Consider the following 22,237-nt stretch of genomic DNA (forward strand, 5'->3'; position numbering starts at 1 on the left):
ACCTACACATTAGCCTGTTGACGTTGATAAAGAGACCAATACAAACCCTTCTGCTGTAAAAGTTGCGTGTGAGTACCCCGTTCAGCAATTATGCCCTTTTCCATCACCACAATTAAATCAGCCCGTTTAAGTGGGGCAAAGCGGTGAGCAATCAAAAACACTGTGCGATTGGCCGAAACTTTTTGGAGGTTTTGGAGTACTTGTTGTTCAGTTTCACTATCTAAAGCACTTGTCGCTTCATCCAAAATTAAAATCGGAGCATCGGATAAAAACAAGCGTGCTAAAGCAATCCGTTGGCGCTGTCCACCAGATAAAGCTGTACCTCGCTCTCCCACATTCGTCTCATAACCGAATGGCAATTGACTGATAAAATCATGGGCTACAGCTAATCTCGCCGCTTCTACTACCTGTTCCGCCGTAATATTGGGATTGCCCAAAGTAATATTTTCTAAAATTGAACCATTAAACAAAAAGTCCTCTTGCAAAACTACGCCAATTTGTTGCCGCAGTGATGCTAAATCAGCACTCTTAATATCAAAGCCATCAATTAAAATGCGTCCCGATTCAATTTGATATAAGCGTTGCAACAACTTGGACAGCGTACTTTTACCCGAACCACTACGTCCGACTATGCCAATAAACTGCCCTGGCTGGACATCAAAAGTAATGCCGCGTAACACTGGTTCAGTATGGGCTTGGTAACGGAAAAATACCTGTTCAAAATTTACTTGCCCTTTTAATGCGGGTAAAACTAATCCTGTACCTGGTTCGGCTTCTGGGGCTGTGTTGAGAATATCACCAATTCTATCGACTGACAGCAAGACTTGTTGGAGATTTTGCCACAGTTGTACCAACCGCAATAGAGGTGCTGTTACCCGTCCCGATAACATTTGAAACGCTACCAACTGACCAATTGTTAGTTGTTGGTCAATTACCAATTTTGCACCCACCCAAAGAATCAGTAAAGTCGAAAAATTCGTGAGAAAGTCACCAATATTACTACTGATATTCGATGTAGTAGAAGCTTTAAACCCAGTACGGATAAATCGGGCAAATAAACCTTCCCAACGTTCCCGCGCTACTGGTTCAGCCGCGTGGGCTTTCACAGAATGAATACCTGTAATTGTCTCTACCAAAAACGATTGACTGTCGGCACTGCGGTTAAAGGTTTCGTTTAGCCAGTTGCGTAAAATAGGTGTGGAAAAAATCGTTAAAGCGGCAAACAATGGCAACACTGCCAAAGCAACAAAAGTTAAAGGGATGTTGTAGTAAAACATCAATGCCAAATAAACAACGGCAAAGATGCTGTCAAGAATGACTGTTAAAGCTGTACCTGTGAGAAATTGCCGGATTTGTTCGAGTTCTTGAACACGGGCAACGGTATCACCCACCCGCCGAGATTCAAAATAAGCTAAAGGCAAGCGCATAAGATGGCGAAATAGCTGCGCCGACAAGCTTAAATCCAAGCGTCTAGCTGTATGGGTAAAGATGAAGAGACGTAAAGTACCCAGAACCGCCTCAAAGCAAGCAATTAACAATAAAGCGATCGCCATCACATCCAAAGTGGGCAAGCTTTCTTGCACCATCACCTTATCGATGATGACTTGAGTAATGAGGGGTGTACCTAACCCAAACAGTTGTAAGGTTAAGGATGCCAGTAAAACTTCCCCTAATAATCCCTTGTATTTCCAGACAGCCGGAATAAACCAACTGAGGTTGAACTTTTCATGTTTATTAATCAGTTCTACTTGCCATAGTTGCCCATCCCACATTGCTTCGACAATTGATTGGGGCAGAGTTTCACAGATTTGCCCTGGATTGAGGGGATTCGCCACAATTAAGCGGGAACCTTTGATGGCGTAAACAACTACCCAAGTCGGTTGGGATTGATTTTCACCTTGCCATAACATCAAAGCCGGAAAGGAAAGTTTGGGTAGTTCTTCCCAACTCACTTGGAGTCGTCGCAACACCAGTCCCAGTTTTTCGCCAGCTTCGACGATGTGTTTGGGGCTTTGTCCGCGCAGTTGACGCTGCACCCATTCCAGTTGTACTGGGTTGTCTAGGTGTTGCGCCACCATTGTCAGACAAGCGGCTGCGGTATTAGCGTGGGCAATAAAAGGGTAATTGGAATTATCTGGAGTGCGGTTGAGTAATTCTTGGAGAGTTGGTGGCTGAGTTTCGGGAGTAACAGTTGTGGCTGGTAGGGGCAGTTGTGGTTCGAGGCTGGGTTGGGGTTCAGAATTGCTGGGTGCGGCTGCGGTTGGGGAACCAGAGAAGAATTGTTCAATTTCGGGAGTGCTAAATTCTGTCCACAGGGAACTGTCCCAACAAGCCACGATGACTTCTTTACTGGCGGCTACGGCTTTGCAGTCTAATGCGATTTTGTAGAGGTCGCCGAACCAATCTCCAGTTTGTAAGGCGGCGATCGCTTTGCTATCTTGTTCTTGTCTGAGCCTGACTTTACCTGAGACTATGTAGTATTGGTAGCCGCGTTTTTGCGTTGACCAGATTTTTTCTCCTAATTGGTAACGATGGATAACTAACTGATTACGCAATCTGGCTTGTTGTTCGCTACTTAGCCAACATAAAGGCCCTTGCTGCCAAGGTATTTCTGCTATAGCGTTAATTTCTAAAGATTCATGATCCAGATTTGTTAACCCATCTGTAATTTCACTGTTAGCTTTTGAATTTTCTCTGCTAGCCATTTTTCAAATAACTCATTTTGTAATGCTTGTTGGAGTTGAGTATCTTCTAAAGACGCTGGCAGAAATTGTTCGACTCGAAACAAACCATAACGTCCTTCTAGTTCTATTGGCCCCACCAATTGTCCAGAACTAGCAACATCAATCGCTGCCCGCAATGTATCTGGCATGGTGCCACGGCTGATTGCTCCCATCATGCCGTTCATTATGCGATCGTCTGTTAGGGAATATTCTCTGGCTAGTTGTTCAAAGCTGGCTCCTTCTTCGATTTGAGTTCTGAGTTCTTCGCAAAGTTCTTGGCTATCAACAATAATGCGAGAAATAACAACGCGATCTAAATAAATTTTTCTTTCAATAAAGTATTCGGGAATGTGAGGTTGTGTAACTAATGTTTTAAGTTTTTCTAACTTGAAACCTAATGTAATTGATCTATGAAATGTTTCATAATCTGTACCATTTGTTTGTAACCATTCTTGAAAAGTTTGGGGTTGGGTGAGTTGATTTTTTAAACGAAAGTCAATAACTGCTTGTTCGGTTAAAGCTGGATTGATATCTAAATCATCTCTAGTTTGGATTTCTTGCTCAATCACATACTGCCGGAGAATATCACCAATAAACTGGGATAATTTGCCGGAAGCTTGGAGATATTTTACTGCCTGTGTGATTGGGAGTGGATGATCATTTATTGACAGAAATGATAAAGATTCCATGAAATAACTCAAGAAAAACAGCTAAAAGTTCATAATTCCGAGAGATGGGAAACAAGATTCAGACGGATGGAGTGGCTGAAAGTCAGATAGAGACTACAATTCCCAATTCAAAATCTCAAATCCAAAATAGTATTGAAGAAGGCAGGAGTTAGATTCAAGGGGATTCAACCCGTCTCTCATCTTTCGAGTAGCATCCCATAGGGGAGACCGCCAAATTCTCAGATTGTGGCGGGAGACTTAAACTCAAATGGGCGTTGCAAAAGGCTTTACCTTTGATTAAAAATCTGCCCTTTTGCCTTTTTCCTTTTGACTTTTGCCTTTTCCCTTGTTGTACTAGCCGATCGCAATTTTCCACAACCAAGCAAAAATGATGGCAGCGATCGCACCAATTAATGTATTTAAAATATTGACCAGTTCATTTGTTAGCCAAGCATATTTAGATTGTAGTGTGGCTCCAATGACACTTTCTAAATTGGTAGCAATGAACGCGGCTAAGATGCACCAAACAACCCCTAATAAGTCTATCAATCCTACTGTCCAGCCCACCAAGGCGATCGCGATCGATGCCACTACACCTGCTAAGGTTCCTTCTAAACTCACTGCGCCTTCTGTACCACGGGGGACAGGTTGGAATGAGGTAATCAAAAAAGTCCTTTGCCCATAAGCTTTCCCCACTTCGCTGGCGGATGTGTCTGATAGCTTGGTACTAAAACTTGCCACATAGCCCAACAACAGCAAAGATACAGGATTGGGAACTAAAGATTGGGGATCAGATACCAACCACCCTGAATTGATTACCCCTACACCCAAAGCACATAACGCCGCAGTTAAGGCTGAACCCCAGACGTTTTCCGGGCCTCTGGCACCAGAACGCTTCTCGGCTATACCTTGGGCTTCTTTCTGTGCCATACCGATGCGCGTCACGCCGGAACCCACCAGGAAATAAAATCCCACTACTAAATATCCCTGCCAACCCAACGTTCCCCAAACGATGACACCCAGTATTCCAGCATGAAATATACCTGCTGGGGTCAGCAGCTTTTTAGGAGCGATCGCAACTAAACCCAATAAAACGGTGTTTAATCCTACTCCCACTAACCAGGGATTCGCAGAGTCAAGTAAAGGTAACATTAGCAGTGAATCACAAGTAATGTTGTCATTGCCAGCATACCAACAGAATAGCTAATTTTAAACCTGAGATGTTATTCCTCATTTTTTAATTCTAAAAGTCCATAGATTCTCTTACTTTTACTATTAGTGAGAGAAAAAACAGGCAAGATTTTGAGCGAAAAGAGGGGCTAGAGGCTACAAGCTAGTAAATCAGATTAAGGACTTACGCCCTACTCACCACTTTCTTGTTCCAGTCCATAAATATCGCTAACAGCATATAAGTAACAGCAATATAAAACTGTGTTCCAATTAACCACAAACAAGTTTTCAGGGCATAAATTGTAGATAGCAACTACAAACAATACCTGTATGAATAAACCTATATTTCATTTGGCTTTTCCTGTGAGTGATATCCAACAGGCAAAAGCCTACTATGTCGATGGTTTGGGCTGTATTCCGGGGCGGGAAAACCCCCATGCTTTGATTCTCAATCTTTATGGGCATCAACTGGTAGCGCACACTACCAAAGAACCTTTAACAAGGCAACGGACGATATATCCTAGACACTTTGGGTTAATCTTTCCCCAAGAAAAGGACTGGGAAAGTTTGTTAGCAACAGCACAGAAGCACCAACTATTGTTTCGAGAAGAAGCTAAAGATCGCTTTGTGGGTTCGCCTTTAGAACATCGGACTTTCTTTTTAGAAGATCCTTTTTATAATTTGCTGGAGTTTAAATATTATCGCTACCCAGAGGCGATTTTTGGGAGTTATGAGGAGTATACCCAAATTGGCGATCGCGCTTAATTAGGACTTAACTATAACTGTGTAAACATTTTTAGTTGACAGAAGGCAAGAGGAAAGAGGGTTTGAGCTTCACCGTAGTTTTGTTTTTCCCGCCAAGCTACTTACGCATAAAAATGAAAAACCCAGTTTAGGGTAAAGGTGTAAGCATCCAAAAACCTTACACCCTACACCCTTTCACCCCTAAACCCAGTCTCAACTGACAATTTCTGTGAGTAATTCCTAATTGGTTCGGCTAAGGCTGTGGCGACTGCGGCTAAACTTCTAGAGTCAGTTAACATCCAAGGATGAGATGCTGCGGGGATAATTACCTCTGTACCTATGGGCATTTGGGAACTGTTGGCGGGGACAATCATCAAATCATAAGGTGTCCAAATTGATGTAAAATTCAACTGCTTCAACATCACAGCATCCGAATTTAAATCCTTGAGGAAGTTACTGTGAGTACGCATTTGTTCACAACCAGGCCGCCAAGAACCATAGGCAATATAAGTTCCATGATGAGGTGATGAGATAGTAATAAATCGCTGCACGCGCTCAATACCTCCCAGTCGTTGGACATAATAACGACTGACAACGCCGCCCATACTGAAACCGACTATATCTAGTTTCTGTTCTGGCTCAAAGGTGGTGGCAATATAATTAGCTACTTGCTGTGCCAACACATCAAGACCAACTTCGCCATTATTCGGTACTAGATTCAAAGCATATACAGACCAACCTTTCTCCTGTAAGTAACCTCTCATTTTACGGAATACTGCTTCTGTATCTCCAATCCCGTGTATTAATAAAACTGGGTTGTATTGCTGATTAATTGAGTTCATTGCTGGGTTTGATTGCATAATTCTGTCAAAAATCTAGCTAAGTTATGTTGCTATCTGTGAATAAGTTATGACACTCAAGCCACTGGCTAGAGGCTAGGGGCTAGGGGCTAGTACAACAAGGCAAAAGTAAAAGGTCAAAAGGAAAAAGAAAGAATAGTGATACCACAAGCCTTTTAGCAATTCCTTATGGTCTGTTTATTTCTGCCGACCTGTACTAGTGTTTTTAGCATTCGGTATTCATCAGACAATCTCACAACCGAACATCACAAAAGAATATTCCCCACTCCCTATTCCCTATTCCCCACTTCCAACTCCCTATTCCCCACTTCCGCAGAGTACTATTAAATTTTATTAAGCAAACTTTCATAATCTTGCTTATAGTAACGGTAAAATTTAATAATGAGTCTTGATATATACAGGCTGCAAGTGCCTGAAAAATCAAAGACATTTGCTCTGTAGTCTTATGCCAGTGTTACTCAAACACTCAACTATCAAGCTAGTCAAAGTCATAGTACGGCGCAAAGAAATGTAGCATTAGGCTGCAATTTTTAACATTACGGTCAGATTTACAGAAATATAGAAGGCAGGAGAAATTCTAATGTTCGGTTTTATCAAAAATTTAATCGCTGGGATTTTAGGATTCTTTACAGGTTTGCTCGGTGGTAAGAAAAAAAATGGTGGCTACTACCTGCAATTAGATGAAAGTGGCGCAGAAGTCAAACCAGCACCCAAACCCGCAGAAACACCAAAACCAGCAGCTACTTCCAACGGTACAAAAGCAACAGCAGCACCTGAGCCAGCCAAAAAACCTGCTGCTAAAGCTGTCAAAGCATCCCAAAATGGTAAAGCTGCACCTGCTGAACCAGAAAAAGCACCTGCAACTGCTGTAGCTGTCAAGAAAGAACCAGCCATAACTACATTTGCACCCAAATATTTAGCGCCTTCTGGTGCTTCTAATGGTCGCCGCCGTCCAGGGGCAAATATGAGTTCTTTCTTAGATATGGCAGGTCAAGTTAAAACTCCTAACCAAGCTTAGTGGTTTAATTTTCATTGTGAGCGATCGCCAAGCATTTATTAAACACTAATCCGCTATACAACTGAAAAGCTGCATCCCAATTCGTCGGTTCTCGACGCATTAAATTGATATTGGGTGTGATATTGCTTAACATTTCCGTTTGATCTAGAATCGTCTCCGCAAAAGGTGTGAAATCTGACCAAAGCTTCACTTGTGGCAGATGCTGTTCTAGCCAGTTAATTACTTTATTCCAGTTAATGCGGATTGTATTTTGACTAGCTAGAGCAGCGATTTCTACACCTTGTTGGAAATCATAACTTTGATCAGACAGTCGCAGAATGCAACGCCGCCCAGGTAGATGTAAATCACAAAACTGAGCGTAATCTTGGGTTTGAGTTTTCCGCTCTAGCTTGTGGCGAGCATTAATATCGACAACTTCTTCAAAAATTGGTAATAATCCAGCAACTCTGGCTTGTACTTCTGACCAATTAAAAGTCAGAGAACCCAGTTGATGATTTTGGTTGCGACAAACAACAGTAGCTTGTGTGCCAGATTCCGAAAAATATTCAACTTGATAAACTTGTATTTGTTGAACAGCACTGATTGTTGACCAAAAACAAGGAATTCCGGCCGCTTGTAGCTGTTCACCATAAAATTTTAATTCTCCTACTTGGCCATAGCGATATACTCTCCAACTGCGGCTGGGGAGAATTAGTCTAGCTGTATAGGTGTCTAGCTGCATAATTTGAGCAAATTGCGCTGCAACTGTTGACTTTTCTTGATTAGTCAAAGGCTCTAAAACAAGTATCCCTGGTTCATTACTGTTAGGTTCGGCTGTGGCTTTAGCAATGGCGCGTTGTCGTTGTTCTTGTTCAACTTCTTTGAGGCGTTGTAAACCTTGGCGTGCTTGCGAAACTATTTTAGAGTTGGTTGTACTCCGCAATAACTGACGATAAATTTTTTCCGCATCTTGTTGCTTATGAGATACTTCGTAAAGTCTGGCAATGTAAAATTGCACCCAAGGATTATCCGGTGATTCTTTTGACAACTGCTGGAGTAATTTAGCAGCAGTGTGATAATCTTTACGGTCAAAAGCGATTGCAACTCGCTCAATCATAGTTTGTTTCCCTGCATCCCGCGTTGATTTTTGGAAGCGGCTTATTATCATTTATACTTCACAGGTTGCGGTAACTAAGGATAAAGCAACGATGGGTGCAGTAACGGCGCGGAGAACCCGACGACCGAGGGATACAGCTTGAAAACCAGAAGCGATCGCATTTTCAACTTCTAGTTCTGTCCATCCTCCTTCGGGGCCTGTAGCAATAATTAGTTCTCTGTCATTTGTCATTTGTCCTTTGTTTGGTAAGCAGTTGAGGAAGTGAGGATAGTTACCCCGCGCTTCACAGATATATTTATGACCATTGACTGTTGACAAAGCCTCACTAAAAGCCACTGGTTCTAAAATTGTGGGGACAAAAGCGCGTTCCGATTGTTCAGCAGCTTCAGCCGCAATCCGCCGCCAACGTTCGAGTTTTTGCGGACTCGGATGAAGAAGAGTGCGATCGCTAATCACCGGGGCAATACAAGTTACACCAATTTCCGTACAGCAACGCACAACTTCATCAAAACCACTGCTTTTGGGCAACGCAATCATCAGTGTAATTGTTACAGGTAATTCTGTTTCTACGGAAAGAGTTTCTAAAACCTGGGCTTGTTTTCCTGTTAGCTGTGTTAACCACCATTTACCCATACCATCCATCGCAATAAAGCGATCGCCCTCACGCAAACGCAAGACTCGCCCTAGATAATGTAGTTGTTGGGGTGTCAGTAAAATTTGGTCTTGTTGAAATTGAGCAGGTGCGATCGCGATTCGTTGTAGTTGAGCCATGCTATTTGTTGATGAACAGAGAAAACAAGCAACAATCTGTGTAATTAATTATTGATGCTAAACTTTTCTCTGAAAAGCAACTAACAATAATTAGACAATACCTGCACCAGATATGGGTTTTTTCCCATCTTCAGCAATGTTCAACTTTCTTTGCTTGATTTCCACCTCCAGTCCACTTTCGGGACGTAACGTAATTGAAGGCTGAGGCACAATGGGGTATCCTGGCACTAAATCTATTTGGAAGCTTTGAGCAATAGTCGCTAATAATAAAGCCGCTTCCATTTGAGCGAAACCTTTACCAATACAAATTCTCGGCCCATCACCAAAAGGAAAATATACCCCTTTGGGTAGTTGTTTTTCTAACTCTTCTGTCCAACGTTCGGGTTGGAAAGCTTCAGCATTTTCAAAATATTTTGGATGACGGTGCATTACCCATTGGCTAATCATAATTGATGTGCCTTGGGGAATTTCGTAATCGCCAATTTGGGTATCTACGGCGGCTTCTCGTCCCATCAAAGATACGGGAGGATATAACCGCATTGATTCTTTGATGACTTGCTGTGTATAAACTAACTTGCCTAAATCTTCTAATGTTGGTAACTTTCCTTGCAAAACTTGATCAAGTTCTGATTGTAATTTTTCTCGAACTTCCGGATTTTGCGCCAAAAGCATCCATGTCCAGGATAAAGTATTGGCTGTAGTTTCATGACCTGCCAACATTAAGGTAGCAACTTCATCCCGTAGTAATTTATCATCCATTTGTTGACCTGTTTGTTCATCCTTTGCTTCCATTAACATCGTCAACAAATCATGCGTTTTTTCCTGGCTATGGCGACGTTCTTGAATCAGTTTGTTAATCGCTTCATTCATCTGGGTAATAGCACGACGATAATTGATGTTTTCTGGTCTGGGAAACCACTCCCACACCAGAAAATTCTGCTTCCGCTTACTCTCAAACCAGTGCATTGCAATATCAAGTGCATTAGCCACAACCTTGGCTTCACCTGCATCCACCTCAGCACTAAATATGCACTTCATCACAATTTCTAACGTCAACTGCATCATATCTGCATGAATATCACGGGTTTCGCCATCATGCCAAGTTTGTAACATTTGGTTGGCATACTCCACCATAATTTGGCTATATCCATTAATTCGTTTTTGGTGAAATACTGGTTGAGCAAGACGACGTTGCCAAAACCAAGATTCTCCTTCTGCTGTTAATAAACCTTCTCCTAAAAGAGTTTTTAAGCTACGTAAACCTCGGCTTTTAATAAAATCGTGACGATTTTTGAGAACTTCTTCTATATAGTCAGGATTAGTCACTAAACACGCAGGTGTTAACCCCAACTGCAAGGGAATAATATCACCATAATCACGACAGCGACTGAGAAACCCTAATGGGTCTTGTCCCAGTTCTAGTAAATGACCAACAATAGAATTAACTGGTGGTGCTGATAACTCAAATACATTTTGAGACATAGAAAAACTCTGTTTTAGTTGTATCTCTTTAAGAAGATTAGTGCAGCTAATGTATAAAAATCCTCATAACAAAGATGGATTTAATTATATCGATAGGTATAAAAATATTGTAATAATTCAGGATTCAGAATCCAGAAGCCAGAAGGGTTAAAGAATGAGGAGAAATATTTGATGACTCAATTTACTAATCTGCTAGATACCTCTAAATTCTGACTTCTGACTCCTGGGTGCTGAATTCTTACAAAATATCTAATTGTTGAGAATTTTAGAATCTTGTTGTTCAAAGAATAAATATAGTGATTTTTAATGATTTGTAAAAAAGGAAAAGCCCAGCTTAAACAAACTGAGCTTTGATAGCAATTTTATTTGATTTATAAAAATCGAGAGGTTCAGATACCCGACTTCTTAAAGAAGTCAGGTATCTTATTGTTCAATAATTGAGAGCGATCGCACTTAACTAATTAAGCTGGAATAAATTTCAACGACACACCATTCATACAATAACGCTGACCTGTGGGTGCAGGGCCATCAGGAAATACATGGCCTAAATGTCCACCACAGCGATGACAATGAACTTCTATGCGGGTCATAAATAATGAACGATCTACAGTAGTGGCGATCGCACCTTCAATTGGTTGAAAGAAACTAGGCCAGCCAGTACCACTATTGAATTTGGTATCAGATTTAAACAGTGGTAAGTCACAAGCTGCACACACATAAGTACCTTGTGAATACTCTTTATCAAGGGGACTGGTAAAAGCCCGTTCAGTTCCATGTTTACGCAAAACACGAAACTGTTCTGGTGTTAAAAGACTGCGCCATTCATCTTCAGATTTGGTAACTTCAAACTCAGTGTTAGAACTTGTCACGATTTCTGCCCTCGGATTAATAAACTGGGATAATAAGGCTGCACCTGCTAACACGGCACTTGCCTCTAAAAAATAACGTTTTTTCATATATCTATTATGAGTTTTTGCTTAATTACATTTCAAGATAACTAGCTATTTTCATTCTCAGCCATACAAGCTGGATTTTTCACTGTAATCATACTTCCACGCAAAATCTTACAGCAGACTCCGAGTTTAGGCAGTACAGTGTCAAAATATTAAGTGTAAACTTTGCTCAAAAACGCAATTATGCCTAAAGCAATCTGGAACGGTGCAACTTTAGCCGAAAGCGACAAAACTATAGTCGTGGAAGGTAATCATTATTTTCCTCCCGACGCAATTAATAAGCAGTATTTCCAAGACAGTAACACCCACACAACTTGTCCCTGGAAAGGTGTTGCTAGTTACTACAGCATCGCAGTTGATGGACAGGTAAATCAAGATGCTGCTTGGTACTATCCCAGCGCCAAGGAAAAAGCTAAAAATATTGAAGGTTACGTCGCTTTCTGGAAGGGCGTAAAAGTCGAAGCTTAATTGAATACGCTTCCGGCTTATTTGCTGAAACTAGTACAACAAGGCAAAAGTAAAAAGGTAAAAGGAAAAAGAAAGAATAGTTATAAGCTAAAAAACATTTAGTTTGCATATCTAAATTATATTAAACTCTTGTGGGGTGGGGCATCTTGCCCGCTTATATTATGCAAGTTAAATGTGCAACAGCTTACCACAATCCTTTTAGCAATTCCAGATGGCCTATTTATTTATGCCAACCTGTACTAAATGATTGCCAGAGTTTCAGTGAATAAGCCTTTTTTTCTGATGAATCATTAGCACAGCGATATTCTTGTATTCTGTGTTCAGATTGTTTCATTTTCTGGTTCAACCAGATCAAAATTGACTTTGTTATATAAATCTTGCAAGGAAATCTCAAAAGCTACAGATGCAAATGCGATCGCATTATCTTCTTCATCATACTCACGCAGATTCCATTGTTTTTTCCCAATCTTAGAAAACTGCTCTACATGAATTCGATATTGGTCAATTAAGAGATATTCTTGAAACGTGGGAATTGTGCGATACGCCGCAAACTTATCTTCATAATCATAATTCTTAGTAGATTTTGATAGCACTTCTACAATAATTTGCGGATTAGTAATAATATCTTGGCGATTTTTAAAAAATTCCGATTCACCTGCGATAATCATCACATCTGGGTATGTATAAATCCGTTTTTGTGATATCCACAGACGGACATCGCCCACAAATACCTCGTAATTTTGCTGTCTAAATGCAAAATTTAACACCGAACCAAGATTAAGTGATATTCGAGCGTGATTAACTGTTCCACCTGCCATTGGAATTATTTGTCCATCAATATATTCACTTTTATATTCAGCCGCTTCCTCTAACTGTAAATATTCCTCTGGGGTGTAGTATTGCTGTTGTGTAACTTGCATAGCTTTTACCCATATCTATTCAATAGTGTAACTTGGTTCTCTAACAAAAAAGGTGTGTTCTACCATTGCAGAAACACACCCTCAATACTCTGCGTTTAAATCTTAATATCCAAAGTCCGCACTAAAAACGCCCATTTATCCGCCGCTTCCTCAATTATCTTAGTTGTCGGCTTACCTGCACCATGTCCGGCTTTTGTTTCAATTCTAATTAATACTGGTGCATCACCTTGATGGGCTGCTTGCAAAGCCGCCGCAAATTTGAAACTATGGGCAGGTACAACGCGATCGTCGTGATCTGCGGTAGCAATTAAAGTGGCAGGATAAGCTGTATTTGGTTTGAGGTTATGCAAGGGTGAATAAGCATAAAGTGTTTTGAAATCTTCAGGATTATCGGGTGAACCATATTCTTTAGTCCAAGCCCAGCCGATAGTAAATTTATGGAAGCGCAACATATCCATGACACCAACGGCTGGTAATGCTGCACCAAACAAATCAGGGCGTTGTGTCATACAAGCACCCACCAATAAACCACCATTACTACCACCTGCGATCGCTAGTTTGGTAGTTTTGGTATATTTATTCGCAATTAGCCATTCCGCCGCCGCAATAAAATCATCAAACACATTTTGTTTTTTGTCTTTCATCCCGGCTTGATGCCATTCTTCGCCATATTCGCCACCGCCACGCAGATTTGGCATAGCATAAACACCACCCATTTCCATCCACACCAACATACTCACAGAAAAAGTTGGCGTTAAAGAGATATTAAACCCACCGTAGGCATAAAGATAAGTGGGATTATTCCCATCTAATTTAATCCCTTTTTTGTGAGTAATAAACATTGGCACCTTTGTGCCATCTTTGCTGTGATAAAATACTTGTTTTGTTTCATAATCATCAGGATTAAAGCCGACTTTCGGTTGACGGAACAACTGACTTTTTCCTGTTACCATATCGTAGCGGTAAATTGTGCCTGGGGTAGTAAAACTAGTGAAACTATAAAAAGTCTCTTGATCATGACGTTTACCCCCAAAACCACCCACTGAACCAACGCCTGGTAATTCTACCTCACGGACAAATGCACCTTTAAGGTCAAAAATTTTAATTTGCGATCGCGCATCTTGTAAATAATCAGCCACAAACTGATTATTGAGGATATTGACACTTTCTAAAGTGGCTGCACTTTGGGTAATAATTTCTTGCCATGCTGATTTATCAGGCTTATTAATATCAATAGCAATCACCCTCCCCCGTGGCGCATTTAAATCTGTGCGGAAATAAAAAACACTATCATCATTATCAATAAAGCTATAATCTGCCTCAAACTCGCTAATTAATTCCACAACTTCCGCTTCGGAATTAGTTAAATCTTTATAAAATACCAAATTGCGCGAATCAGTTCCCAACCACACAGAAATAATTAAAAAGCGTCCATCTTCTGTGACACCACCACCAAATCCCCATTCTTTTTGGTCAGGACGTTGATAAATTAAAATGTCCTCTGATTGGGGAGTACCTAATTTGTGATAATAAAGCTTTTGATAATAGTTAACATCTTCTAATTGAGTTTTGGAATTTGGCTCATCATAACGACTGTAAAAAAATCCTTGGTTGTCAGTTGTCCAAGATGCACCAGAAAATTTAATCCACTTTAAATGGTCGGTTAAATCTTTGCCTGTGGCAACATCACGAACTTTCCATTCTTGCCAATCCGAACCAGAAGTTGCCAAACCATAAGCTAAAAATTTACCATCATCGCTAATCGATAATCCTGATAAAGCAACCGTTCCATCCGCAGAAAGTTTATTTGGATCGAGTAAAACTTGCGGTTCGTCATCCAGGGTTTTTAAGGTGTATAGTACGCTTTGATTTTGCAGCCCATTGTTTTTGAAATAAAAATAGCGATCACTTTCTTTAAATGGGATACCGTACTTTTCATAATCCCAAAGTTTAGTTAAGCGTTGTTTAATTTTGTCAATAGCCGGAATTTCACCTAAAAAGTCAAAAGTAATCTTATTTTGAGCATCAATCCAAGCTTTCGTTTCTTCAGAATCAGAATTCTCTAACCAACGGTAAGGATCTGCAACTACAGTTCCGTGGTAGTTATCCACTTGTTCGCTTTTGTGGGTAGCTGGATAAGTAATCTGTTTTGCTGTTGACATAGTTGGGGATACCATTCTTCCCGGTAGATGTATTCATAGGATATGGTAGCGAAATCCACCTTGTGGAAGCTGAAAAAAGACAGCGTAAACCCCGCTTGGGATTTAATTTTACAAGCAACCGTAAGTAAAGAAAATTGTGTACATTCGCTTGTCTGATTCGCAAAGCAAGGTTTTGATCTATTCTGAAGAAAACCTTCCAAAAAGCTCGGAGAATCATGGTTGTGAAGTTAGAACGACCTATTTTAGTGGGAGGATTAGGACTTTCCTTTTCCCTTTGGATACTACAAAGCTGGCATGATTCCATCGTACAGCTAGGTGAATTGGGTTTATTGAGTACCCTAGCAGTTGGTGGTGGCTTGTGGTTATGGCAGCAAAATCGTCCAAAAGCAAGTTTGGAACCACTAGATTGTACACCTGTAGATCGGGCAGCAGCCGAAAGTGCGATCGCCAAAGCAGAAGCAGTCATTAACCAACTCGCACAAGAAGCAGAAAACCACACCTCTCTAAATACACTGCGAGAAAAATTAACTTACCTGTCATTGGAGTTAGACAGAGAAGAAATTAAAGTGGCTGTGACTGGTGGTAAAGCCGTAGGTAAAAGCAGTTTAATTCAAGTGCTGAATTCTAGTGGTTGGCAAGAAAAACAGCCAAAATTCCATTTGCAAGAAACAGCACCTTTGTTTCAGGAAACAACTGACAAGTCAGACGCAGCAGTTTTAGCAGAAGTCGCCAAATCTGATGTTGTGCTGTTTCTCATCAACGGTGACTTAACTCAAACCGAACACCAAACCTTACAAAAATTCAAAGCAGCAAATCAGTCTACAATTCTGGTGTTTAACAAACAAGACCAGTATTTAGCTGATGAGCGTGCCAGTCTATTATTGTCGTTACAACAAAGAATTCCTGGTAATGTGGTAGCCACTGCGGTATCTCCAGTTCCGATCAAAGTGCGGAAACATGAAACTGATGGTTCTGTGCAAGAATGGCTGGAACAGCCAGCACCGGATATTAGCCAACTCACACAGCAATTAAACGCAGTTTCGGCACAGCAAGGCCAAAAGTTAGTCTGGACAACGACGATGAGAAAAGCTGTGGCGCTGAAAGCTGAAGCAAAAAGTTGGTTAAATCAAATTAGGTGCGATCGCGCTACTCCCATTATTGAACAATATCAATGGATAGCTGCGGCTACAGCCTTTGCTAACCCAGTACCCGCCTTAGATATACTGGCAACTGCGGCCATAAATGCTCAAATGGTCGTTGATTTAGGTAATATCTATCAGCAGAAATTATCTCTAGAACAGGCACAAACTGTAGCTGGAACGATGGGAAGTTTGATGCTGAAGTTGGGTTTAGTGGAAATTTCGACAAAAGCGGTAAGTACTGTCCTTAAGAGTAACGCCATTACCTTTGTTGCTGGTGGTTTAGTGCAAGGTGTCAGTGCTGCTTATCTCACCAGAGTCGCAGGGTTGAGTTTAGTAGAGTATTTTGAGCAGCAAGAAATCGCATTCAATTCAGGAAATGCTTTCAATCTCGACACATTGCGCCAAACTTTACAAAAGGTATTTCAGCAAAATCAGCAGATGGCTTTTCTGCAAGGTTTTGTTAACCAAGGTGTGAAGCGTTTATTGCCACAAACACAACAGGTTGTACTCACTGGTGTTGATCAGGTTATTGCTTAATTGGAACATTGATTAAGAAGGAGATAGTTATGATGTAACTATCTCTTTTTTATGGAAGAAATTTAACTTCTAACTAAATTCAAAGTTCCTGATGCTAGTTAACTGATTCCAGCAGAATTTTAGTTTGCTGTGTTGACATTTGTTGTTTAGCAAAGTCCAAAAAAGAATTCATAGCTTCTGTATAAGCTGTAAAGATTGCCTCTACTGCAAGTAGGGCTTGCTGTCTTTGCTGATCATTCAGTTCTATTTGTTGAAAGAAACTCACAATGTTTGGGGTATTGATATGGTGATGTTCTTCTTCGTGTAAATGACACATCCCAAAATAACGATATTCTTTACCTGTGATTGCTTTTAGTTCTAAAGCTACCGGCTGTGAGACATTAAAAAACACATTTGCTGTAGCTTCAGCAACTTGCATAGCTGCGAATTTTACAATCGGGTCTGCTTGGAAACTATGATGATGTAGTTGATAACAGACATTACGTGACTTCAAAGTAGCATCCCCAAAACTAAATAACATTGCATCCGTTAGTTTAGAACAATGATGTAGTTCAAGCTTTTCTAAATCTTCTAACAACCATTGCCAATGAAAATGCTCTTCGTAGGTGTGTCTATTTAGTAAGCTTTGAACTTTGTTAGTCGTTGGTTCTTCGCGGAAAACATAGTTACATAATTCACCAAAACCCATAGCCAAAGGAACAATTAATGGTGCAAAACAAAGCCTATCTTTGGGGTGTATACTTTGATTTTGCATAAAAGAGAATAGAGGCAACTGAGCAAACTCTTGTTTTTTGGTTTCGATTAATGCCAAAACTTGCTGCATACTTTTGGTTACTGGATCTAATTATGAAACGGAAATTTAACTGAATTCCAGTGAATATGGAGTTAGTTAAAGAATAGAGACAGACAGAACGAAATTTTGTACATATACCTTGTATACAGACAAACAGGTATATATCTAGCAAAAATTATTTTGCTAAAGTTAGCCGGACTGTTAGCCTATTGTTACTAATCGAAAGATTAGGTAAATTTGAAATGATTAGTCTTTGGTAATGTTGATATCAGTTGTTTAACAACATCTATCAAGTTGAGCTCAATATTTATTTTTCCGAAGTGAATTGACCAGGATAAATAAACATCTATTTATTTTTCCTATTATCGATAAAATTGAGGTTGCTTCAGTTGGTTAGTATCGGTATTTTAAACTTTTTAAAAGAAAAAAGATACACTATTTGACCCAATTAAAATAAAATCATTCTCCAGGTAGAGATTTAATTTGTCTGAAATTTATTTCATTATAATTACAGTTGTCAAATTTAATATTTTAAGATAACTAAACATGAAAAGATTAATTATTAATAAATTTATTAGTGTCTGTCAAAAATTCCTTAAGTATTAGCCAGTAGATAGTGATAGCTGATGATACTGAGACTGGGAGAATGGGCAAACTAATTATAGGTATGTAGTTGAAAATTCTCACTATTCAGAAAATTATGAAGCATTTTGGTATTCTGCATTCATCAAAATTGCCTTTGCGACTGATTTTGGTTGTACCCTTTGTACTGCAAATTTTTGCCGCAGTTAGTTTAGTAGGTTATTTATCGTTTAGAAATGGTCAAAAAGCAGTTAATAACCTTGCAGATCAGTTGACTACCAAAGTGAATGGACTTGTAGAACAGCATCTGAATACTTATCTCGCAACTCCGCATCAGGTGAATCAAATTAATTTAGCAGCCATCAACCTAGGAATATTAAACCTCCAAGACTATCAGGTGGCAAGTCGCTATTTCTGGAAACAAATGCGAGTGTTTAATATTGGCTATATTAGCTTTGCTAATCCTAAAGGTGAATTTATTGGGGTTGAACGTTTAGATAATGGTGGACTGTTAATTAATGAAGTTTCTAAGAAAAACGGACTAGGTAAACTTTATGTGTATACAACAGATAATCAAGGCAATCGTGATCAATTAACAGCAATCAAAGATTATGATCCCCGTGTAGAAGCTTGGTATGCTGATGCGGTCAAAATAGGTAGACCAGTATGGAGTCAAATTTATCAATGGGAAGATAAACCCGAAATTTTCTCCATATCTTCTAGTTATCCGCTATATGATGAATCTAGCAATATTATAGGTGTACTGAGTGTAGATTTATTGCTCATGCAAATTAGTGACTTTTTACAAGATTTAAAATTTGGTAAACAAGGAAAAGTATTTCTCTTAGAAAGGTCTGGATTAATTGTAGCTTCTTCAACTAATGAAGCGCCATACAATGTAATTGATGGTAAAGCACATAGACTATCAGTATTTAATAGTAATAATCATTTAATCAAAGGTATTGCGGATTATTTACAGCAAAAGTTTGGTAGTTTTCAAAAAATTCATGATACACAACAGTTTACCTTAACACTTCAAGGTGAACGGCAGTTTGTAAAGGTCACACCTTGGCAGGATAAATTAGGATTAGATTGGCTAGTAGTTGTGATTGTGCCTGAAACTGACTTTATGGCAGAAATAGATGCTAACAATAATACGACTATTTTGCTTTGTGTAGGTGCATTGGTTTTCGCTACAGTTTTGGGAATATATACTGCTCGTTGGATTACCCAACCTATTTTAGATTTAACACAAGCTAGTAGTGCGATCGCCTCTGGAAATCTTGATCAAACAGTTAAATTTTCTGGTGTAAAAGAAATCAGTATTCTAGCTCAATCATTTAATAAAATGGCAGGACAATTGAATGATTTTTTCACGGCTTTAGAAAATACCAATCAAGAGCTAGAAGAACGTGTGGAATCAAGAACCAAAGAATTAAAAACTGCTAAAGAAGCTGCTGACGCTGCCAATCAAGCAAAAAGCGAATTTATTGCCAACATAAGTCATGAACTTCGCACACCTTTGAATGGTATTCTTGGCTATGCACAAATTCTCCAACGAGATAGCACAGCCAGCCCTACACAACAAAATGCCATTCAAACTATTTATCACTGTGGTTCTCATTTATTAATGTTAATTAATGATATTTTAGATATTGCTAAAATTGAATCAAAAAAATTAGAGTTATATCCTCATACATTTAAGTTTCATGATTTTCTCTTAGGTGTATATGATATCTGCCGAATTAAAGCAGAGCAAAAAAATCTCCCTTTTAGCTATCACATCAGTGATTTGATTCCAAGCGTTATTAATGCTGATGAAAAACGGTTACGTCAAGTATTGCTAAACCTGTTAGGAAATGCCATCAAGTTTACAGATAATGGTGCAGTGAAGTTCAGTGTAGAAGTAATTGAAACTGATGTAATGACTACAGATTATCCATGTAGCACAATCAGATTTCAAGTTGAAGATACTGGAGTTGGCATATGCTTAGAAGAATTACAGAAAATTTTCCTACCTTTTGAACAAGTAGGAGATAGTTATAGAAAGGTAGAAGGAACAGGCTTGGGTCTGGCTATTAGCTGTCAAATTGTAGAAATGATGGGGAGCCAAATTCAAGTAGAAAGCCACTATGGTCAAGGTAGCAAATTTTGGTTTGATCTAGATTTACCAAAAGTTAAAGATTGCGTATCATCTGCTGTTCCACATCTTGACAAAGGTAGCAATCACATCATTAGATACAAAGGAAATCAAAAAACAATTTTGGTGGTAGATGATGTTGCAGATAATCGTGCTGTGATTATAAATTTACTCAAACCCGTAGGATTTTGTGTAATTGAAGCTCTGAATGGTAAGGAAGGTATTATTCAAGCACAAGAGTATCAACCAGATTTAATTATTACTGACTTAGAAATGCCAATAATGGATGGGGTACACATGACACAAAATCTACGTAGTCAACCAGACTTTGCAGAAATAGTGATTATTGCGTCTTCTGCAAGTGTATTTACCTTAAACCGCATCCAAAGTTTAGAAGCAGGCTGTAATGATTTTTTACCTAAGCCTGTACAAGCTGAAGAACTATTTGCTCAACTGAAGTTCTATTTAAATTTAGATTGGATTTATGCACATAGCCAGCCATCTGTTGAGATTACTGACAACGTGAATGAGGAAATAATTTTTCCACCTGCAACCGAATTAATAAATTTATATCAAGCTGCTAAAGCTGGTTATGTGATGGGTATTCAAGAAGAGATAAATCGGATTCAAAACTTAGATTATAAATATGCAATTTTTACTCATAAAGTTTTAAAATTAATTGAAGATTTTGAAGATGAAGCTATTGTAGAAATGTTAAAACCATACTTAAATTAATAAATCTTGATTTAATCAATATTTCAATGAATAATATACCTAATAATTCGATTCTCGTTGTTGATGATGTTCCAATTAATATCAAGATTTTATTGGAAATATTAACTCAAGCAGGTTACAGAGTTTCTGTGGCTAAAAATGGTAAAAGTGCCTTAGAAAAAGTAGAAGAGGCAATACCAAATTTAATTTTGTTAGATGTGATGATGCCTGGTATGGATGGGTTTGAAACTTGTCGGATTTTAAAAGCAAACCCAAGAACGAAAGATATTCCGATTATATTTATGACGGCACTATCGGAGCCAGTTAATAAAATAAAGGGATTACAATTAGGTGCAGTAGACTATATTACTAAACCAATTGAACATGAAGAAGTATTAGCAAGAATTAATGTTCATTTAGAACTGCGGCGAACGCAATTAAGGTTAACGCAGGAAGAAAAAATGTCGGCGTTGGGACAATTAGTAGCTGGGATTGCTCATGAGATTAATAATCCAGTTAATTTTATTTGTGGTAATTTAATTCACGCTGAAAGATATATTGATGATTTATTGAAACTACTAGAACTATATGAAAAAAATCCAAATAGTGCGACTCCAGAAATTAAAATTTTCTCGAAGAAAATAGAAATAGATTTTCTCAAGCAAGACCTACCGCAACTTTTATCTTCGATGAAGAAGGGGTCGGAACGTGTGGAACAAATTGTGCGATCGCTCCGTTTATTTTCTCGATTAGATGACACAGAATATCAGGCATTTGACTTGCATGAAGGTATTGATAGCACTTTGGTAATTTTAAGCAGTCGGATGAAAGCCACAGCCGCACGTCCGGCGATTGAGGTTGTGAAGGAATATGGTGATTTACCTTTGGTAGAATGCTATGCAGGTAAAATTAACCAAGTTTTGATGAACCTGTTAGCAAATGCCATTGATGCTATTGATGAAGCGATAGAAAAGCAAGAGTCAAATGCAAGTGAGCAAACTCCAACTATTTGGATTAACACAAAAGTTAACAGTGATCAAAAATCTGTATTGATTGAGATTGCTGATAATGGTGTTGGGATGTCTGTGGATGTCCAGCAGAGAATGTTTGAGCAATTTTTTACCACCAAACCCCTAGGTAAAGGTACGGGTTTGGGGTTAGCGATCGCGCAGGAAATCATTGTGGAAAAACACGGAGGCGCTTTAGAAGTGGATGCTTCACCAGGAGCAGGCGCTAAATTTGTGATCACCATTCCCATTTACCAAGGAAGTTTCTGAAGTTCATTGGGGTGGAA

General features: G+C 39.3%; 17 protein-coding genes. 6 read left to right on the forward strand and 11 right to left on the reverse strand.

The window, feature by feature from the left end; translation table 11 throughout:
- Window positions 1–2 precede the first annotated feature (2 nt).
- The 3 genes from H6G74_RS11080 to H6G74_RS11090 form a co-directional block, all read right to left on the reverse strand.
- On the reverse strand, window positions 3–2,705 hold the full coding sequence (locus H6G74_RS11080; protein ID WP_190967722.1) for a peptidase domain-containing ABC transporter: 2,703 nt from the start codon (window positions 2,703–2,705) through the stop codon (window positions 3–5).
- On the reverse strand, window positions 2,654–3,412 hold the full coding sequence (locus tag H6G74_RS11085) for a peptidylprolyl isomerase (protein ID WP_190967723.1): 759 nt from the start codon (window positions 3,410–3,412) through the stop codon (window positions 2,654–2,656). Before H6G74_RS11085 ends, H6G74_RS11080 begins: the two co-directional genes overlap by 52 nt.
- 333 nt (window positions 3,413–3,745) lie before the next feature.
- Window positions 3,746–4,543 (reverse strand): TIGR00297 family protein, encoded by a 798-nt coding sequence (locus H6G74_RS11090; RefSeq protein ID WP_190967724.1) that lies wholly within the window; start codon window positions 4,541–4,543, stop codon window positions 3,746–3,748.
- A 348-nt stretch (window positions 4,544–4,891) separates the two neighbouring features.
- Between H6G74_RS11090 and H6G74_RS11095 the strand changes: the two genes are divergently transcribed.
- Window positions 4,892–5,326: a VOC family protein gene (locus H6G74_RS11095; protein WP_190967725.1), complete on the forward strand. Its 435-nt coding sequence runs from the start codon at window positions 4,892–4,894 to the stop codon at window positions 5,324–5,326.
- A gap of 164 nt (window positions 5,327–5,490) precedes the next feature.
- Here H6G74_RS11095 and H6G74_RS11100 read toward each other — a convergent pair whose 3' ends face one another.
- Window positions 5,491–6,147 (reverse strand): esterase/lipase family protein, encoded by a 657-nt coding sequence (locus H6G74_RS11100; protein ID WP_190967726.1) that lies wholly within the window; start codon window positions 6,145–6,147, stop codon window positions 5,491–5,493.
- A 598-nt stretch (window positions 6,148–6,745) separates the two neighbouring features.
- On the opposite strand from H6G74_RS11100, the gene H6G74_RS11105 reads away from it, so the two are divergent.
- Window positions 6,746–7,183 carry a hypothetical protein gene (locus tag H6G74_RS11105; RefSeq protein ID WP_190967727.1) on the forward strand — a complete coding sequence of 146 codons (438 nt, stop codon included), beginning with the start codon at window positions 6,746–6,748 and terminating at the stop codon, window positions 7,181–7,183.
- Window positions 7,184–7,187: 4 nt separating this feature from the next.
- Here the strand turns inward: H6G74_RS11105 and H6G74_RS11110 are convergent, their stop codons facing one another.
- The 4 genes from H6G74_RS11110 to msrB all read right to left on the reverse strand — a co-directional run bounded on the left by H6G74_RS11110 (window position 7,188) and on the right by msrB (window position 11,488).
- The gene (locus H6G74_RS11110; protein WP_190967728.1) at window positions 7,188–8,279 is read right to left on the reverse strand and encodes a tetratricopeptide repeat protein; all 1,092 of its coding nucleotides are present in this window, start codon (window positions 8,277–8,279) and stop codon (window positions 7,188–7,190) included.
- Between the two features lie 51 nt (window positions 8,280–8,330).
- The gene (locus H6G74_RS11115; RefSeq protein WP_190967729.1) at window positions 8,331–9,050 is read right to left on the reverse strand and encodes a 16S rRNA (uracil(1498)-N(3))-methyltransferase; all 720 of its coding nucleotides are present in this window, start codon (window positions 9,048–9,050) and stop codon (window positions 8,331–8,333) included.
- A gap of 90 nt (window positions 9,051–9,140) precedes the next feature.
- On the reverse strand, window positions 9,141–10,532 hold the full coding sequence (locus tag H6G74_RS11120; protein ID WP_190967730.1) for a cytochrome P450: 1,392 nt from the start codon (window positions 10,530–10,532) through the stop codon (window positions 9,141–9,143).
- A gap of 461 nt (window positions 10,533–10,993) precedes the next feature.
- Window positions 10,994–11,488: a peptide-methionine (R)-S-oxide reductase MsrB gene (gene msrB / locus H6G74_RS11125; RefSeq protein WP_190967731.1), complete on the reverse strand. Its 495-nt coding sequence runs from the start codon at window positions 11,486–11,488 to the stop codon at window positions 10,994–10,996.
- Window positions 11,489–11,668: 180 nt separating this feature from the next.
- Here msrB and H6G74_RS11130 point away from each other — a divergent pair, with 180 nt between their 5' ends.
- Window positions 11,669–11,953, forward strand: coding sequence for a DUF427 domain-containing protein (locus tag H6G74_RS11130; protein WP_190967732.1), 285 nt, complete (start codon window positions 11,669–11,671; stop codon window positions 11,951–11,953).
- A 320-nt stretch (window positions 11,954–12,273) separates the two neighbouring features.
- Here the strand turns inward: H6G74_RS11130 and H6G74_RS11135 are convergent, their stop codons facing one another.
- Window positions 12,274–12,873 carry a Uma2 family endonuclease gene (locus H6G74_RS11135; protein WP_190967733.1) on the reverse strand — a complete coding sequence of 200 codons (600 nt, stop codon included), beginning with the start codon at window positions 12,871–12,873 and terminating at the stop codon, window positions 12,274–12,276.
- A gap of 95 nt (window positions 12,874–12,968) precedes the next feature.
- Window positions 12,969–15,035: a prolyl oligopeptidase family serine peptidase gene (locus tag H6G74_RS11140; protein ID WP_190967734.1), complete on the reverse strand. Its 2,067-nt coding sequence runs from the start codon at window positions 15,033–15,035 to the stop codon at window positions 12,969–12,971.
- A gap of 215 nt (window positions 15,036–15,250) precedes the next feature.
- Between H6G74_RS11140 and H6G74_RS11145 the strand changes: the two genes are divergently transcribed.
- Entirely contained in the window at window positions 15,251–16,714 is a 1,464-nt protein-coding gene (locus H6G74_RS11145; RefSeq protein WP_190967735.1) for a YcjF family protein, read from the forward strand.
- Window positions 16,715–16,808: 94 nt separating this feature from the next.
- On the opposite strand, the gene H6G74_RS11150 is transcribed toward H6G74_RS11145, so the two are convergent.
- Window positions 16,809–17,537, reverse strand: a complete 729-nt coding sequence (locus H6G74_RS11150; RefSeq protein ID WP_190967736.1) for a hypothetical protein — start codon at window positions 17,535–17,537, stop codon at window positions 16,809–16,811.
- Between the two features lie 670 nt (window positions 17,538–18,207).
- Between H6G74_RS11150 and H6G74_RS11155 the strand changes: the two genes are divergently transcribed.
- Together H6G74_RS11155 and H6G74_RS11160 are read left to right on the forward strand one after the other, a co-directional pair.
- Window positions 18,208–20,964 (forward strand): HAMP domain-containing hybrid sensor histidine kinase/response regulator, encoded by a 2,757-nt coding sequence (locus H6G74_RS11155; protein ID WP_190967737.1) that lies wholly within the window; start codon window positions 18,208–18,210, stop codon window positions 20,962–20,964.
- A 26-nt stretch (window positions 20,965–20,990) separates the two neighbouring features.
- Window positions 20,991–22,220 (forward strand): sensor histidine kinase, encoded by a 1,230-nt coding sequence (locus tag H6G74_RS11160; RefSeq protein WP_190967738.1) that lies wholly within the window; start codon window positions 20,991–20,993, stop codon window positions 22,218–22,220.
- Window positions 22,221–22,237: the final 17 nt, after the last annotated feature.

The sequence above is a fragment of the Nostoc spongiaeforme FACHB-130 genome (assembly GCF_014698475.1).
GTDB lineage: Bacteria > Cyanobacteriota > Cyanobacteriia > Cyanobacteriales > Nostocaceae > Nostoc_B > Nostoc_B spongiaeforme.